This window comes from Saprospiraceae bacterium, from assembly GCA_016714025.1.
Taxonomy (GTDB): domain Bacteria; phylum Bacteroidota; class Bacteroidia; order Chitinophagales; family Saprospiraceae; genus Vicinibacter.
This window is the reverse complement of the sequence record JADJOB010000002.1, coordinates 976,483-992,512: the sequence shown is the minus strand read 5'-3', so window position 1 is coordinate 992,512 and position 16,030 is coordinate 976,483. Positions and strand designations below refer to the sequence as shown.

Sequence of the window (16,030 nt, the reverse complement as noted above, 5' to 3'; positions counted from 1 at the left end):
AGTGAACTTGACAATAAGATAAATTAGAATTTCAAATTTTCCATGCCAATCCAAATCCAAGCAAACATGCAAATAAACTGGCAACACTATACAACGCACATGAGTAGAATTCAGATTGTTGAATTAACTGAAAATTTTCAGCAGTGAATGTTGAAAAAGTACTAAATCCTCCGCAAAATCCAATCATCAGTAAATATCGAACCCAATGCTGGGAGTCGTTTGCCTGAAAATATTTAAACGAAAATCCAAGAATAATTGAAGCAATCACATTAGACAAAAATGTGGAAACAGGAAATTTAGAATATTGAAAATAACTTATTGTTGAAATCCAAAATCGCAGCAAACTACCCGCTCCACCTCCCAAGAATATTAATAACAAATTAGAAAGAGTCATTGGTAAGTTGCGATTTGGATTTTTTTATGTAAAGCAATACAGCTGTTAATACAAGGCCAAATGAAACAATAAATACCAATAACAATAAATTCCCGATAGCCTGGGCTTTCACTACTATTAACATAACCACTGCGTTCAATCCGATTAATACACAGGTGGCTTGCAAATGATTCAGGCCGGCATCCACCATTAAATGATGGATGTGTTGTCTGTCAGGATGGAATGGTGATCTTCCGGAAAACAAACGAACAAAAAAAACCCGAAGCATGTCAAACAAGGGTAAAAATAAAATACCAATAGCAACTGCCGGAGCTGCAATGATTTGATACAATGGGTTGGGTGAGCGATATGCCAATTCAATAAAACTTATTGTAAGAATCGCACAAATCAATCCTATTAATAAAGATCCGGTATCTCCCATGAATATTTTTGCCGGGGTGAGATTAAATTTTAAAAATGCAATCAGTGACCCAACCAATGCAAAGGAAATGATACTTAATACAACCTGATCCGCCATATAAAACCAAGACCCGTATGCAGTGGCAATCAAAATACCAAGACTTCCACTTAAGGCATTGATCCCATCAATGAGGTTGAATGCATTTACGATAACTAAAATGGTAAATAATGAAATCAAAACACTAATTATATAAGGCAATTCATCCACATAAAATATCCCATAAAAACTGGTTATTCGTATATTCGCTTTAAAGATTAAAATACACGATGCAAAAATTAAACCTAACATTTTTTTATAAGGAGTGAGAGGAATGATATCATCTTTAGCACCCATCAAGAAAATAATAATAAACGCACAAAGTATGTATTGCAAATCACCAAAAACATTAAAGGGAGTCCACAAAACAATGGAAAATAAAACACCGGCAAAAATTCCAATTCCACCTAAAGTTGGAATGCTGCGTTTATGGACCTTACGTTCACTAGGCTCTTCAGTCAGCATTTTAAACTTGGCTATATTGATTATGGAAGGGATAATCAAATAGGTAAAAATAAATGCCGTTAAGAAACTGAGTACTAATCTGTAAAACATCTTTCAAGGAGCCCTTTAGAAACAGCAAAATAAACAAATTTTGAAAAATTTTAATATATAAAATAAAAGAATCCTTTACATAACTTTACGATTCGCATGGAAGAGACCATTTTACCACACTTAAATAAGGACAATCTTCCCCAACACATTGCCATTATTATGGATGGGAATGGCCGATGGGCAAAGCAACAAGGGATGCCAAGACTTTTTGGGCATCGCCATGGAGTCAAGACAGTACGTGAAATTGCTGAAGCATCTGCTGAATTGGGTATTAAATTTCTGACACTTTATGCATTTTCAACTGAAAACTGGAATCGGCCTGAATTAGAAGTCAAAGGCCTGATGAGCTTATTAGTTGAAACCTTGAAAATTGAATTAAATGCTCTAAAAAAGAATAAAATCCGCCTTCGGGCAATCGGGGACCTGAGTCAACTCCCTGAAAAAACCCAACAAGCTTTGATGATGGGCATGGATGAAACCAACGATAATAACCGGATGGACCTCATTTTAGCCTTAAATTATAGTTCCAGATGGGAAATTCTCCATGCAATCAATCAAATTGCCCGGGATGCTGCATCGGGTATTTTAGACCTTCCCATAGGCGAAGCTGGTTTTAACCAGTATTTAAGTACCCATGGAATCCCAGATCCGGAATTAATGATTCGAACCAGTGGAGAATACCGGATTTCAAATTTCTTGCTTTGGCAAGCAGCCTATACGGAATTGCATTTTACCCCTGTTTTCTGGCCAGATTTCACAAAACAGCATCTCTATCAGGCTATTCAGGACTATCAGGGAAGACAAAGACGATTTGGGAAAACGGAAGAACAACTTAAAAATTAGGTCAATTTTTGGTTTAATATGCAACCTTTTTAAGAAAATCAGTCTTTAATTGCATATCCTTGAATTGGTTTGTGAGGGCTATCTAAGGCTTATTTAATTACCTTTGGGCCCACAATCCGGAAAGGGTTGCCAACGTTAATAAGTCTCTATGTTTCCAAGGTTTTTAATACAGATTATAGCTCCAACCTTACTTTTCTTATGGTGTAGCTTCCAGGTTTCTGCTCAAGTCGAAGAATTTATTCCTTACGACAATAAGATTTATGAAATTTCAGCGATTACGGTCAGCGGAAACCAATTTAGTGATGCAAATGCCATTATTGGAATTTCAGGCTTACGCATCGGGCAAAAAATTAATATTCCTGGTGCAGACATACCAAATGCAATTAAAGCAATTTATAAACAACGACTGTTTACTCAAGTCAATATTCAAATTGCTACTCAGGTACAAAATGTAGTGAGCCTTCAAATTATTGTTGAAGAAAAACCTCGGTATTCTACGCATTCATTCAAAGGAGTTAAAAAATCTGCTCATGAAGACCTGAATGTGATTATTTCAAATCATCTTCCAAAAAATTCAGTTTATACCAATGAAATTAACGAAGCCCTGGTAACTAGTTTGCAGGCTTTTTATATAGAAAAAGGTTATCTGGATGCTAAAGTAGTTATACATCAACTACCCGATGAAAAGAAACCAAATACTATTAAACTACTTTTTGATTTTCAAAAGAATAAGCGGGTAAAAATTGCTAAGATTAGTTTTTCAGGAAATAAATTGGTGAAATCGCGCAAACTGCGCAAACAAATGAAAGAAACCAGAAGTTTCTGGCATATATTCAGTAAATCAAAATTTCAGGAAGATAAATATCAAGCAGATAAGGAACACCTAATTACATACTATAACGGACAAGGTTTTCGGAATGCTGATATTATTGGAGATTCTATTTGGCGCCAGCCAAATGGTAAATTACGCATTCATATAAATCTTAATGAAGGCAATCGATTTTATTTTAGAACCATCAGTATCAAAGGGAATTCTTTATATCCTGAAAGTCACATAAAAAATGTTTTAGGGATTCAGAAAGGAGATGTCTATGATCAGGAATTATTGCAAAAGCGACTCAGTTTTGCACAGGATGGCCGGGACGTAAGCAGTTTATATATGGATGAAGGGTATTTGTTTTTCAGAGCAGAACCCGTTGAAGTGTCTGTTGAAAATGATTCTGTAGACCTCGAAATTCGCATTACTGAAGGTCCGCCTGCTACCATTGATAAAGTAGTGGTTCGGGGCAATGAACGTACACACGAACAAGTGATCCGTCGTGAAATTCGAACACGGCCCGGACAAAAATTCAGTCGTTCCGATATCATTCGATCCCAACGAGCCATTTTAGCTTTGGGTTTCTTTAATCCGGAAGCATTGGGAATTAATACTCCTGTAAACCCTAAACGTGGCACTGTCGATATTGAATATACAGTTGAAGAGAGACCTTCAGATCAATTGGAATTATCTGCTGGCTATAGCGCCTACGGATTGATTGGAACCCTTGGGGTTGTATTCAATAATTTTTCTACAAGAAACTTTTTCAAAAAATCAAGTTGGAGCCCACTTCCACAAGGAGACGGACAAAAATTATCCTTGCGTGCTCAAACGAATGGTCGCTATTATCAATCTTATAATTTTTCATTTACTGAACCCTGGCTGGGTGGCAAAAGACCGACCTCATTAACCGTTGGAGGTATTTACAGCTTGATAGATAATTCAGCTTATGGCGCTGGCGCAGGTAGTTTGAGTATTGCCCGATTGACCGGAGCCCTTGGCACCCAACTCAGGTGGCCAGATGATAACTTTGGAACATCAGGAACAGTTAGTTTAGAACGAATCCGTCTAACTAAATATGAAAATGGTGGATTTAGTGTTGGCACCCCACCTGTGACAGTTAAAGATGGCGATTTTTATAATATTTCATTTAAACAAACCTTGGTTCGCTCCACCGTTTCAGAACCCCTCTATCCAAGGTCTGGATCCCGTATCTCAGTTTCTTTGCAATTAACACCTCCTTATTCTTTATTCAGATCCAACTGGAATCCCGATAGCATCAGTGTCAATAAAAGATATCAGTGGGTAGAATATCATAAATGGCGTATGGATGGAGAATGGTATGTCAATTTGGCCAATAAATTAGTCCTTGCGTTTAATGCAAAAATCGGTATCCTGGGATACTATGATAAAAAACTTAAAGCACCTCCATTTGAGCGTTTTGTTTTAGGTGGTGATGGACTTAACAATCAATCCTTTACTGTTACCGGAAGAGATATCTTTTCATTAAGAGGCTATGAAGTGGAAGATGTAAAAGCAAAAACAGTTGATGAACGCACAACCATTCGTACTGATGCTGAAGATGCTACCATCTTTAATAAATTTACTATGGAATTAAGATATCCTTTGTCTCTAAATCCAAGTGCTACAATTTTTGGTTCTATATGGGCACAGGGAGGTAATTCCTGGAATTCATTTAAAGAATACAATCCCCTCTCACTCAAACGATCCGTTGGATTTGGCGTACGTGTATTCCTTCCAATGTTCGGATTGCTGGGATTTGATTACGGAATTGGTTTTGACAAACCCTGGTTGGATCCAAAATCTACATCCTTAAAGGATTATGCAAAATTTAGTTTGGTTCTGGGATTTGAACCAGAATAGATTAATATCCATTTACGATTCTACGCAGCCCTGTTTTTAATTGGACTTCATTATTAATAATACATATACCTAATTTGAAATGTCCTAATTTCAAATAAGTCATAAATGTAAAAAATGAATAGGAGCTAAATGTTCAATGCTTTTAATTTCAACTATTATTTCATTTTCCACCAAAAGATCAATTCTTGAACCGTGCTCCTGCTTAGTGATCTTGTCGTGAAATATCTTGGTTGAAAGTTGTTGGTTGATAGTTGATAGTTGATAGTTGATAGTTGATAGTTGTTGGTTGATAGTTGTTAGTTGATAGTTGTTAGTTGATAGTTGATAGTTGTTGGTTGATAGCAAGAGCAGATATATTTCTTTGCGTCTCTGCGTGAAAATCCTATAACGCTTAGTCCACAATGAAAATACACACACAGAAATACAGAGAGAATCTCCTCTTCTTCTGTGTTCCCGCAATTTAACCTTGTAAAAAAATCTAATTTACTTAACTACCATTAAACGTTGTACCTCACGCTGATTGTGTCGCCTGGCCTCAATAAAATACATACCAGAAGGCACACCTAAAATATCCATATCTATATCCATAAATCCATCGATCAACATCGTCTCAACTTTGTAAATAGTGTTTCCCATCATATCCTGAATACTAAATTGAGTTTCACTTATATCCAAGTCCGTCAAATAAATTCGAATGTAACTGGATGCAGGATTTGGAACAATTCTAAATATATGTCCCTTTGAAAATTGTTCATCCGATGTAATGCACTTCCATCGATTTACAAATCCTTCACCGGCAGAATATAAATCACAAGTTATGGCCCCGCAAGAATCGTACGATGCTAATGCCCATGCAACTTTATTATTATGATTTGTAGAAAACCAATTCTGTCCATCCCATTCTGCAACTCCATTTGCAAGAGCACTTCCAATTTTACTAAATTCACCGGCAGCATACAATTTATTATTATACCGTATAAAATCTCTGACAGCTTCAAGGGTATCAGGAACATCTCCGCCAGCCATTGACGACCAATTGATTCCATTCCATTTTGAAATGCTTTGAGTCAACGGAAGATTCGCAGCATTCCGATAATGTCCACCAACTATCAAATTTCCATTGTATTCATACTGTGCTGCTACTCCATTGTAAGGAAGATTATTAAATAAATTAATGCCTCCAGCATTGGAAATCCAATTAGAACCATTCCATCTGGTTGAATTTAATGCCGGTGAATTAAATGTTCCGGCAGCATACAACTGATTATTGTATTGTCTTAATGTATAAATGGGACCATTAAACAATTGATTGATTGTATTAAAATTATTATTCCAACTTGTACCATTCCATTGTGCAATATTATTGGTTGCCAATGCAGATGATTGGCCTGCATTTTGGAATTGTCCACCAACAACTAAACCAGCAGGGGTACTTTCTAGAGCTGCCACAAATGTCAAACCGGAACCTGTGAGCCCATTGTCCAAAGAAGCCCAATTACTGCCATTCCAACTGGCAATATTATTTACATTGTTTACCGATCCTGCTGTTGAAAATTTTCCCCCAACATAAAGCAATCCGTTATGAACAGCCAATGCACGTACTTCGCCATTGAGTCCTTGAGAAAGAGGAATCCAATTCGTTCCATCCCATGCAGCTATATTATTTGCTGCCACATTTCCAACTTGTGCAAATTGACCTGCTACAATCAACTTACATTGATATACTACCATATCGTATACAAAACTGACACCACTGGCAATGTTTTGCCAATTTCTATTGCCCGATGCACAAACGGATTGATCACATAAACTATCCAAAACTGTCGGACAATCAAAATTATAATTAAATACACAGCTATCTCTTTTTCCGTTATTTGTAAAATAGTACTTCACCTTCACAGTATAGACACTTGCTCCACTAACACAAAATGTTGCAGGATAAATTGTTCCAGACGGAATAAATCCACCAGAAGGATTTATTAAAAAACTTGAATTCGTCGAATTTGAAATGGACCATCCATTTCCTGATTGAACATTTACAAATGTTCCGGAACTTAACTGGACTTGCATTTGTGTAAAACAAGAAGCATAAGGAATGTGTCCTTCAATATCATAACAACATAAACCTGGAAGAACTGAACTTTGGTTTACAAAATTAGTTAATGAATCACATTTACATGGGTCAGGTACTTTTGGACAATCGAACATGAAAACCCTGCTGCAAGTATCCGATGCTCCATTATTATTATAATAATAAACCAATTGAATGGAATACAGACTCGATCCGGTTACGCAAAAATCTATCGGGTGTATAGTACCCGGAGGTAAAAATCCACTGTTTGATAAAATCGTTATTTTTTGAGCACTATTGGAATTTGCAGTATAGCCTGTATTGGCCTGTATATTTGCAAAACTTCCCGAACTCAAATTCAATTCAATCTTTGTAAAACAATTTGAAGTTGGAATTTTAGCTGTCAGCCCATAACAGCATATTCCCGGATTAACACTGTTTTGTTGGATATTGGTTTGAAGTGAATCGCAATTACAAAGTGAAGGCAATTTAGGACAATCAAAAATATATTTGTAACTACAGGTATCTGTAATTCCATTATTAGTATATAAATAATGTACTGTTACAGTATAATTGCTTGCACCGTTTACACAAAATGAACCTGGTGTTATAAATCCAGCTGGTATAAATCCGGAATTTGGAATTAAACTAAAACTCTGATTTGTATTCGTAAAGAAATTCCATCCTGCATTTGCCTGCAAATTGCTAAATGTTCCTGCATCTACTGTTACCAGGATTTTTGAAAAACAATTTCCAGGTGCAACATTTGCTTGAATTTTATAACAACATTTTCCAGGAACCGTGCTAACGGGTACTACAAAATTCTTTAACGAATCGCAATTGCATGCTGGTGGGGGCGGCGGACAATCTCTTACAAATTGTTTTGTACACCGAGGTAATACTAAACCTGTATTATCATAAAATTCTACTTTTACTGTAAATGGATTTACAGCTCCGCTAACACAAAATGATCCCGGATTAATTGGTCCACTCGGAACAAAGCTTCCTTGTGGTAAAAAACAAATTCCCTGCGGGGTTGAGCTGGCTATCCATCCTGGATTGGGAGCTATATTGGTCAATTGTCCAGAGGAAACAGAAACGCATATTTTAGAAAAACATTTATTTAATTTGCTGTTAGCATGTAAATCAAAACAACAATCAACCTGTGATCCCAGGGTAAGCAATTGCGCTGTGGTTGAATCGCAACAATCGGGCGGCGGGTTTTGTCCGGGACAATTAAAAGTAAAATGATAACTACAGGTATCGGTGCCCTTAGGGCTCGTATAAAAATATAAAACCGTAACGGTTATTGGATTAAAAGCACCTTCAACGCAAAACCATGCGGGTGTAATTTTCCCAATTGGAATAAATCCTGAATTATGCGTTATCGTAAAATCTTGTGCACCCCCGGGGACCAAAAGAAAGCCTTGCAAATTATTGGCCAGAACATTTGTAAACATTCCTGAATTGAGTTTCACCTGAATCTTAGTAAAACAATTGGGAACAGGGTTATCTGTGTGAATCGTATAACAACAAAATTCTGGTAAGGTATGCTGCTTTTCCAGATAGGTTTGAAAACTTGAATCACATTTTTTTAGGAAAGGAGGTAACTGACAATCGTATACATAATGAAATTCACAAGTATCCTGAAATCCATTCCGAGTATAAAAATAAAATACAGAAACTGTATAACTTGAAGCACCGCTTACACAAAACGAACCTGCATTAAAAGTTCCCGGAGGAATAAATCCACCGGTATGCGTAAAGGTTATGTATTTAAAATTATTTTGATTAACGATCCAACCCTGATTGGTATTTGCCTGTACATTGTAAAATGTTCCTGCACTCAAACTGATTTGCATGCTATTAAAACAATCCAAAGATGCGATGTCACCTCTTACCTCATAGCAACAACCGATTGGTGATGCAGAGGCTATCGGTCTGATTTCATTTTTAACAAACGAATCACAGGCACATGGTTTATTAATTACACAAATGGTATCACTGCAGGTGTTGATACAAGAACCTTCTATAACCGTTAGATTAATTGGATAGCATCCGGGTTTGCTGTATTTTATCCACAAACTGTCTACACCAAAAAACCGTTGACCAATTAAATTGTCAATGTTTAATACCCAATTGAAAATCGTATTGGGTCCCCCATTTCCGGTATAATAAATCAAAGCAGTATCTCCAACGCAAATGGTATCCGGAAAATCAAACGAACAGGTCAAATCACATTTAAAATTTACACAAATGGTATCCTTGCATTGTCCATTATTTAGAATGACACAATAACATCCATCCTGAGGTGGATAAAAGCATTGTTGCGTTGACAATACCAGGGGAGAATTACACGCATACCATGCATACACTAAATTATCCGGACTTGCACACAGGGCATTGTTTGTTTGGCTCACCATCCCGGTTAAAGCAGGTAATACCGCCAATTGTACCGGAGCTGGTTGGGAGGTATTGGAACAATTTTGATCGGTAATGTTTACCAGATTGTAGGTTGTTTTAACAGTAGGACAAACCCGGTAACTGTAATAGGTAGAACTGGAATTATGACTTGTAATTTGATTGTTTTCACGAATTTGAAAACTAAATGGCGGCGTACCGCTTAAAACAACATTTAAATTGGTGCATTCTCCTTCACAAATCGTATCCTTTGTTAGACTTAACAAACCCTGCGGCAAAGGAAAAACTTCCACATTGACACTACAGGTTTCCGGAGCCATTCCAGGCTCTTGCCAGATCACCTGGATTGTACACAATCCAGCTGTAGTAAAACAAGCCATGTGTGGATTTTGTAAATTTGGATTTGTGATGGTGCCGCAACTGATTGTCCAACTATAACTTGCATTGGATGTTCCTGTTCCAATATAATTCACAGCATAACACTCATTTAAACAGACTGACGGGACGACCTCAATGCATTGAAATTGTGAATATAAATTTGAAAAAATAGAAAGACTGCAGTTTGCAATAAATAATACCAGCAATCGCTTTAGAAAAACGTTTCTCATAATAGTAAATTTAAAAAGGTAACCGAATCGAATAGCGAAATTTGGACGAGGTGCTGTCGGATAGAATACAAATTTATACCAGAAAACGATAGAATCAAAATTTTTATATAAGACATTTTATTGGATGAAGGATTAATGCAATCAGCAAGGCAGGCTATTTAACATTCTGTTGTTTAAAATGTCCTATTGAATCAAGTTAATTACACCGGGAGTCGGATAACTCCAGTTGAAGCTGATTCATCCATTTACAATTCCATACCTTTGCAAATCTTATGTTTAAACCCTATGATGTAATTGTTGTCGGTGCCGGCCATGCTGGATGCGAAGCTGCAGCTGCAGCTGCCAATATGGGCTGTCGGGTGCTTTTAGTTACCATGAATATGCAAACCATTGCTCAAATGTCATGCAATCCTGCAATGGGAGGGGTAGCTAAAGGTCAAATTGTGCGGGAAATTGACGCAATGGGAGGTTATTCCGGTATCGTTACAGATGAAACCAGGGTCCAGTTTAGAATGTTAAATCGCTCAAAAGGGCCTGCGATGTGGAGCCCCCGGGCGCAATCAGATCGGAACTTATTTGCCAGAAAATGGAGAACTCTTTTGGAAGCCCATCCGCTCATCGATTTTTGGCAAGACATGGTAAAAGGCTTGCTGGTCAAAGAAAATAGGGTATACGGTGTGATAACTGGTTTAGCTCAGCACATTGAAGCCAAAACCGTTATTTTAACCAATGGCACTTTTTTGAATGGTCTGATTCATATTGGGGAAAAACAATTTGGCGGAGGACGGGCTGGTGAAAATGCCGCAAAAGGCATTACCGAACAATTGGTAAGCCTGGGTTTTGAAAGTGGACGGATGAAAACCGGCACCCCCCCACGTTTGGATGGTCGAACCATCGACTACAGCCAAACCGAGATTCAGGAAGGCGACCTTAAGACTTCCCGATTTTCTTATCTGGAAACGGAGCTACCCGAAAAGCAACTTAATTGTCATATCACCTATACGAACCCTGAAGTTCATGAAATTTTACGAACAGGTTTTGCTCAAAGTCCGATGTTTACAGGGCGTATTCAAGGGTTGGGTCCGAGGTATTGCCCATCTATAGAAGATAAAATCGATCGCTTTTCGGAAAGGGACCGGCACCAGCTGTTTATTGAACCTGAAGGCTGGGATACGCATGAAATTTATATTAACGGATTTTCCTCTTCGTTACCGGAAGAAGTGCAATTCAAAGCCCTGCAAAAAATTCCAGGATTACAAAACGTGAAAATGTTTCGCCCGGGATATGCCATTGAATACGATTACTTTCCACCGACCCAGCTTTCTTTAAGTCTTGAAACCCATCTATTAAAAAACCTTTACTTCGCAGGTCAAATCAATGGGACCACAGGGTATGAAGAAGCCGCATGCCAAGGGTTTATGGCAGGAATCAATGCAGCGCTTCGTGTTAAAGATCAGGAAGCTCTGATCCTCACAAGGGCGGATGCCTATATCGGTGTATTGATTGATGATCTGGTTAATAAAGGTACTGAAGAGCCTTATCGCATGTTTACTTCCCGAGCAGAATACCGAATTTTATTACGCCAGGACAATGCAGACAGAAGACTTACTCCGATTGCTCAAAAGATTGGAATGCAAAATTTAGAATCCCGCATCCAGCGCTTAAACCAAAAGGAACAGGGAATTCAATTCATCAGAACGCAATTGCAAAAAATTTCTTTAAATCCCGATGAAGTAAATCCATATTTAGAATCCATTGGTTCGTCACCCATTGAAATAAAATCTAAATTATCCCAACTATTAAGCAGACCCAATGTAAATCTATCTGATTTGTCAAAATTAAATCCAGCCTTTCTGAATGAATTAAATCAATTTGATTTAGAAACAGTAGAATGCGCAGAAATTGAATTAAAATACGAAGGGTATATTAAAAAAGAACAGGAATTGGTTGACAAGATGTCAAGACTTGAAAATGTCAAACTCAATGATGCATTTGATTATCATTCCATCCCTGCATTAAGCAATGAAGCTAAATCAAAACTTAAACGAATTAAACCATCATCCATCGGTCAGGCCAGTCGAATCAGCGGTGTCTCACCAGCTGATATCTCTATACTTTTAGTTTATTTAGGACGGTAAACCGGAAATTATTAAATTTTTTTCGCTACGATTTTTACACTTAATGCGATCTCATCATATATAAATCCATCCTTTAAGGAAGCTAAAATCTTTTTCGAATTATACATGATATTATAATTGGTACGGTCAATTAAAAATTCTGGGATTGTAATAAAAACGCCGTCATTGGAATAATCGATTTTACCGTTTACAACAATTGGATTACTTATACCTTTAATTGTAAGGATACCGGAAATCATCGCATTGTTTACAGAATCTTTGATTTCATTTATTTTATCAACTTTCAATTTTGCTTCCGGAAATTGAGTCACATTAAAAAAATCTTCATTTTTTAAATGTTCCTCCAAATCACTTCGATCGGATGCATCTTCAATATCTAAATTGCGAATGGTATTCATATCAATCAACAATTCTGCTGATTGAATTTGCAAATTGCCTCCAAATAAAATGCCCGACTTAAAATTCAAATGCCCATTGTGAGCGCCAGAAGGCGACTTACCCATCCAGTAAATAATACTTTGAGCTGTATCGATTTGAAATGAATCAGTGCTTGTATGCATGGTGTCCGGCTCATTTGATTGCGGATTTGGGCCAGCTGTGTTTTGTTTACACGCACTCAATAAAAAAAATACACCAATCAATTGAAAAACAACACGAATTCTAAACATACATTACTTTTTACAAATACAACTAATCTCCTTCAAGGTTGTAATAAATTGTTCTAATTCCTCAAATCCTCTTGTGATCCGAACACATTTTGTTTGATTTGAAAAATGCTCTGAAAAATATCCTGTTAATAATAATATTGGAGGATCTTGAATTTCATTTAAACAAGCTACTAATTCTTCAATAAATTTTATAGAACTTTCTTCATGAATGATCGTAAATAAAAATTGAGGTTTAATTATTTGAATTCCATCTAAAATATCTGTTGGATTTAAATCTGATCCTAAATCAATTGCCCTAAAATGATTTCTTCGAATAAACAATTCTACAAAATACTGATTGAGCTCCTGTTTTTCATCCGGAGGTAAAAACATCAAAAAACAGGTATTGCTATCCTGCTCTTGATTTTCTAAATGACAAAGTTCATGAACCAATTTTTTCTTTATAATCCGATTTACAAATTCCTCATGTACTTTTTTTATACTTCCACTCAACCACATGGTATTCAATTTATCCAAAAACGGCATTAAGATTTGATTGAATGTCTTTTCAAATCCCAATTGGTGAATGTTAGTGTTTAACAGGTGAGTAAAATTTTTTTCGTTGAGCTGTAAAATAGATAATGTCAATGCATCCAATGAATCCTTATTAAAAACCTCAACATCGCTGATATTTGCAACCAGGGATTCTATCTCCTGAGGAGGCATTTCAGATATAAGTGAAATTTTATATCCTTTTTGATTTAGTAAAGCAATATTGGCCAGGTTTTTAAGATCCTGATCATCATAAAACCGGATATTGGTCTGCGTTCTTTTTGGATTGATTATACCATAACGTTTTTCCCAGATACGAATCGTATGGGCTTTGATTCCCGTCAACATTTCAAGATCCGCTATAGAGTAAATTGCCATTAAATTATCAAACCATGTAAGGTGTAATTAACATTTACCTTATTAAATTGTTTAATAATTCTTATGCGCGACGTATTGAATATAGGCATTGTGTGCTACCCTACCTATGGAGGAAGTGGAGTAGTAGCCACTGAATTGGGCATGGCCTTAGCTAGAAAAGGTCATAAGGTACATTTTATAAGTTACCGGAGGCCTGCCAGACTGGGGCATTTCTTACCGAATGTATTTTATCACGAAGTGGCCCCTTTCGAATATCCATTATTCGATTTTAAGCCCATGGATACTGCTCTGGCCAGTAAGATCGTGGATGTGGCTCTGTATGAAAATCTGGATGTCTTACACGTCCATTATGCCATCCCACATGCAACCATTGGTTATCTGGCTCGCGAAATACTTCGTTCAAAAAACAAGGCCCTTCCTTTTGTTACAACCTTACATGGAACAGATATTACTTTAGTGGGCGCTGACCGATCTTTTTTTCCTGTAGTTGAATTTAGCATAAATCAATCCAATGCAGTTACCGCAGTATCACAAGCTCTAAAAAAACAAACCCACGATACCTTTGAGATTCAAAAAGACATCATCGTTATCCCAAATTTTATTGACTTTGATCGATTTACTAAAAAACCGAATCCAGAATTGCGATTAAAATTTGCTTCCGAAAATGAAAAAATTTTGATGCACGTTTCCAATTTCAGAAAAGTAAAACGGGTTGAAGATGTCCTTGCTGTTTTTAAAATGGTCAACCAACAACTTCCATCCAAACTGGTGCTGATCGGAGATGGCCCGGAACGACCTCGAATGGAAATGTTGAGTCGTGAATGGGAAATTAGTCAGGAAGTTTGTTTTTTAGGCAAACAGGATAATGTTGAAGAACTGTTAGCGATCTCCGATTTATTTTTACTTCCATCTGAACACGAAAGTTTTGGTTTGGCAGCTTTGGAAGCGATGGCATGTGAAGTCCCCATTATTGCATCAAACATTGGTGGCTTAACCGAAGTGATCCTACAAGGCAAAACCGGCTATGCTTGTCCGGTAGCTGATGTAGCTGAAATGTCGGATAAAGCAATTTACATTTTATCCGATCCGGATCGCCATGCAGCATTTCGACTCGCTGCATTCAATCGTGCAAAAGAATTTGATATCCATCAAATCTTACCTATGTATGAAGATGCCTATTATGAATGTATGGCTAAAGCCTAGAGGAGGAATAATTCTGCAATGATAAAATTTTGCAATCCTGTAATAAGGCTAATAGACTATAGGCTATAGACTAGAGACTGAATTATAATTTTTTTGAATCTCCCTTGCTAAATCGCTATATTCTGCTTCTGTAAATTGCAAGCGCGTATTTGAAAAATTTAATTCACTAATTGCATTCAACGGAACCAGATGGATATGCGCATGTGGAACTTCCAAACCTATTACGGACATCCCTACTTTAGTGCATGGCACGGTTTGCTTAATTGCATGAGCCATTCGTTTTGAAAACACCATGAGCTGGTTTAAAATGTCATCCGGTAAATCAAAAAAATAATCAAGCTCTATCTTTGGAATGACCAGAGCATGTCCCTTAGCCAATGGTTTAATATCTAAAAATGAAAAGCAATACTCATTCTCAGCAAGAAAATAACAAGGGATTTCTCTATTAATAATTTTTGTAAAAATACTTGCCATTAGGATGCAGTGATTTCCAGAACTTCCAAAATCATTTCACCGGCTGGTGTTTGAATTTTAGCCTTGTCTCCTACTTTCTTTCCCAACAGTCCTTGACCAATCGGAGACGTAACTGAGATCCGGTTTACTTTAATATCCGCTTCTGCTTCCGAAACAATTTTGTATGTCATTTCCTTATTAACCTTGTGATTGCGGATGCGCACATTGGCCAACATGACTACATGAGATGTATCGATATCGCTTTCATCAATGATCCGGACATTCATTAATTTTTTCTCCAAATCATTGATTTTCATTTCAAGCATACCTTGAGCATCTTTCGCTGCATGGTATTCAGCATTTTCAGATAAATCTCCTTTTTCACGAGCTTCAGCAATGGCTCTTGCAACTTCTTGTCTGCCGTTCGTTTTTAATTGTTCTAAGTCGTGTTTGAGCTTATCATAACCTTCCTGGGTCATGTAATTTAAATTGCTCATAGTTTGTTTATTTTTGATTAAAAAGCAAAAGAACGTTTACCGGAAACACCGGAAAACGTTCTTCAAATTCAAT

At 36.9% G+C, this 16,030-nt stretch carries 11 protein-coding genes and 1 pseudogene; 4 read left to right on the top strand and 8 right to left on the bottom strand.

Annotated features, from left to right (window positions below; all coding sequences use genetic code 11):
• Nucleotides 1–31: 31 nt before the first annotated feature.
• Nucleotides 32–394, bottom strand: coding sequence for a fluoride efflux transporter CrcB (gene crcB / locus IPJ80_07170; GenBank protein ID MBK7913265.1), 363 nt, complete (start codon nucleotides 392–394; stop codon nucleotides 32–34).
• Nucleotides 381–1,445, bottom strand: a complete 1,065-nt coding sequence (locus tag IPJ80_07165) for an undecaprenyl/decaprenyl-phosphate alpha-N-acetylglucosaminyl 1-phosphate transferase (protein ID MBK7913264.1) — start codon at nucleotides 1,443–1,445, stop codon at nucleotides 381–383. The genes crcB and IPJ80_07165 overlap by 14 nt, the downstream gene beginning before the upstream one ends.
• Before the next feature lie 96 nt (nucleotides 1,446–1,541).
• On the opposite strand from IPJ80_07165, the gene IPJ80_07160 reads away from it, so the two are divergent.
• Nucleotides 1,542–2,288, top strand: a complete 747-nt coding sequence (locus IPJ80_07160; GenBank protein ID MBK7913263.1) for an isoprenyl transferase — start codon at nucleotides 1,542–1,544, stop codon at nucleotides 2,286–2,288.
• A gap of 148 nt (nucleotides 2,289–2,436) precedes the next feature.
• Nucleotides 2,437–4,989 (top strand): outer membrane protein assembly factor BamA, encoded by a 2,553-nt coding sequence (bamA, locus tag IPJ80_07155; protein ID MBK7913262.1) that lies wholly within the window; start codon nucleotides 2,437–2,439, stop codon nucleotides 4,987–4,989.
• 1 nt (nucleotide 4,990) lies between these two features.
• Here the strand turns inward: bamA and IPJ80_07150 are convergent.
• Together IPJ80_07150 and IPJ80_07145 are read right to left on the bottom strand one after the other, a co-directional pair.
• Nucleotides 4,991–5,280: pseudogene (locus IPJ80_07150) on the bottom strand (GxxExxY protein).
• A gap of 192 nt (nucleotides 5,281–5,472) precedes the next feature.
• A complete protein-coding gene (locus IPJ80_07145) occupies nucleotides 5,473–10,089 on the bottom strand; it encodes a T9SS type A sorting domain-containing protein (protein MBK7913261.1) in 4,617 nt (1,538 codons plus the stop codon).
• 272 nt (nucleotides 10,090–10,361) lie between these two features.
• Between IPJ80_07145 and mnmG the strand changes: the two genes are divergently transcribed.
• Nucleotides 10,362–12,227, top strand: coding sequence for a tRNA uridine-5-carboxymethylaminomethyl(34) synthesis enzyme MnmG (gene mnmG, locus IPJ80_07140; GenBank protein MBK7913260.1), 1,866 nt, complete (start codon nucleotides 10,362–10,364; stop codon nucleotides 12,225–12,227).
• Between the two features lie 11 nt (nucleotides 12,228–12,238).
• Here the strand turns inward: mnmG and IPJ80_07135 are convergent, their stop codons facing one another.
• Both IPJ80_07135 and IPJ80_07130 read right to left on the bottom strand, forming a co-directional pair.
• Entirely contained in the window at nucleotides 12,239–12,895 is a 657-nt protein-coding gene (locus IPJ80_07135; GenBank protein MBK7913259.1) for a YceI family protein, read from the bottom strand.
• A gap of 3 nt (nucleotides 12,896–12,898) precedes the next feature.
• Nucleotides 12,899–13,804 (bottom strand): MerR family transcriptional regulator, encoded by a 906-nt coding sequence (locus IPJ80_07130; GenBank protein MBK7913258.1) that lies wholly within the window; start codon nucleotides 13,802–13,804, stop codon nucleotides 12,899–12,901.
• Between the two features lie 75 nt (nucleotides 13,805–13,879).
• On the opposite strand from IPJ80_07130, the gene bshA reads away from it, so the two are divergent.
• Nucleotides 13,880–15,007, top strand: coding sequence for an N-acetyl-alpha-D-glucosaminyl L-malate synthase BshA (gene bshA / locus IPJ80_07125; GenBank protein ID MBK7913257.1), 1,128 nt, complete (start codon nucleotides 13,880–13,882; stop codon nucleotides 15,005–15,007).
• A 63-nt stretch (nucleotides 15,008–15,070) separates the two neighbouring features.
• On the opposite strand, the gene IPJ80_07120 is transcribed toward bshA, so the two are convergent.
• Nucleotides 15,071–15,481 (bottom strand): HIT family protein, encoded by a 411-nt coding sequence (locus tag IPJ80_07120; GenBank protein ID MBK7913256.1) that lies wholly within the window; start codon nucleotides 15,479–15,481, stop codon nucleotides 15,071–15,073.
• Complete coding sequence (greA, locus tag IPJ80_07115; GenBank protein ID MBK7913255.1) at nucleotides 15,481–15,957, bottom strand: transcription elongation factor GreA; 477 nt, start codon at nucleotides 15,955–15,957, stop codon at nucleotides 15,481–15,483. Before greA ends, IPJ80_07120 begins: the two co-directional genes overlap by 1 nt.
• Between the last annotated feature and the right edge of the window lie 73 nt (nucleotides 15,958–16,030).

What these genes read in the sequence shown, in the direction of transcription:
- crcB (MBK7913265.1), bottom strand. Translation starts at nt 394, where the DNA reads ATGACTCTTTCTAATTTGTTATTAATATTCTTGGGAGGTGGAGCGGGT.
- IPJ80_07165 (MBK7913264.1), bottom strand. Translation starts at nt 1,445, where the DNA reads ATGTTTTACAGATTAGTACTCAGTTTCTTAACGGCATTTATTTTTACC.
- IPJ80_07160 (MBK7913263.1), top strand. Translation starts at nt 1,542, where the DNA reads ATGGAAGAGACCATTTTACCACACTTAAATAAGGACAATCTTCCCCAA.
- bamA (MBK7913262.1), top strand. Translation starts at nt 2,437, where the DNA reads ATGTTTCCAAGGTTTTTAATACAGATTATAGCTCCAACCTTACTTTTC.
- IPJ80_07145 (MBK7913261.1), bottom strand. Translation starts at nt 10,089, where the DNA reads ATGAGAAACGTTTTTCTAAAGCGATTGCTGGTATTATTTATTGCAAAC.
- mnmG (MBK7913260.1), top strand. Translation starts at nt 10,362, where the DNA reads ATGTTTAAACCCTATGATGTAATTGTTGTCGGTGCCGGCCATGCTGGA.
- IPJ80_07135 (MBK7913259.1), bottom strand. Translation starts at nt 12,895, where the DNA reads ATGTTTAGAATTCGTGTTGTTTTTCAATTGATTGGTGTATTTTTTTTA.
- IPJ80_07130 (MBK7913258.1), bottom strand. Translation starts at nt 13,804, where the DNA reads ATGGCAATTTACTCTATAGCGGATCTTGAAATGTTGACGGGAATCAAA.
- IPJ80_07120 (MBK7913256.1), bottom strand. Translation starts at nt 15,481, where the DNA reads ATGGCAAGTATTTTTACAAAAATTATTAATAGAGAAATCCCTTGTTAT.
- greA (MBK7913255.1), bottom strand. Translation starts at nt 15,957, where the DNA reads ATGAGCAATTTAAATTACATGACCCAGGAAGGTTATGATAAGCTCAAA.